This is a genomic window from Mesorhizobium sp. M7A.F.Ca.US.002.01.1.1 (assembly GCF_004022955.1).
Classification (GTDB): domain Bacteria; phylum Pseudomonadota; class Alphaproteobacteria; order Rhizobiales; family Rhizobiaceae; genus Mesorhizobium; species Mesorhizobium ciceri.
The window spans coordinates 1-1,010 of sequence record NZ_RZQE01000938.1 but is presented as its reverse complement, the minus strand read 5'-3'; the positions used below and the strand labels follow the sequence as shown (position 1 = coordinate 1,010).

1 protein-coding gene is annotated in these 1,010 nt (G+C 68.3%); it reads left to right on the top strand.

Annotation, left to right across the window (positions count from 1 at the left end):
* On the top strand, positions 1-1,010 hold a 1,010-nt coding region (gene tilS / locus EN932_RS36875), incomplete at both ends, for a tRNA lysidine(34) synthetase TilS (protein WP_128369562.1).

Below are 1,010 nucleotides of genomic sequence, written 5' to 3'. Positions count from 1 at the left end.
CTCAAACACCATCTCGAACGTAGGGCGCCGGCAACCAGGCTGCTGGCGGTGACGATCGACCACGGTTTGCGGTCCGGTTCGGCTGCGGAAGCGCAAACAGTGGCGAAGCTGTGCGCCAGGCTCGGAATTTCACACCGCATCCTGACATGGTCGGGTCCAAAGCCATCGACCGGTCTGCCCGCCGCCGCTCGCGAGGCGCGCTACCGGCTGCTAGCCGAGGCGGCACAAGCGGAAGGCATCGGCATGATCCTCACCGGCCATACCGCCGACGACCAGGCGGAAACGGTGCTGATGCGGCACGCGCGGGACGAGGGCCAAGGCCATGCCGGAATGGCCGGCCGGGGACTTGCCGGCATGGCACCGGCCACCCTCTATGACTGGCGCATCTGGATCGTGCGGCCGCTCCTCGGCGTGCGGCGCGCGGTATTGCGCGACGTCCTGCGCCGTCAAAATGTCGGCTGGGCTGACGATCCGACCAATGTCGACGCGGCTTTCGAGCGGCCGCGTGTGCGGGCCGCACTTGCCGGCGAGAGTGTCGAGCATGTGAAGGGCATGTTGATGCTCGCGGGCCAGGCCGCCCTCGAGCGCAGGCAGCTTGGCGCCAGCGCAGCCGGTTTGATCGATGGCTTCGCCAGCCAGCCAGCCATCGGCCTCATCCGCCTCGACCCGTGCCTGCTCTCCTCCGGTGACGAGCAGGCGGCCATCTATGCGTTGCGCATCCTTCTGGCCACGACCGGCGGGATTGCCTTCGTGCCGGATCAGGCCCGCAGCGAGGCTCTGTTCGGTCGGCTGAGGGCTGGATTTCTTTGCGCCACATTGTCGCGGACGGTTGTCGATTCCCGGCGCTCCGGCATATTCCTGCGCCGCGAGGCGCGCGGACTGCCCGCCGCCGCTGCCGCCACCGGCAGCACCCTGTGGGACGGCCGCCGGCACATCACATTGAACGACAGCAGCAGCGCATTGTTGATTGCCCCGTTAGGCACGGCAGCGGCGAAACGGCTGGCGACGGG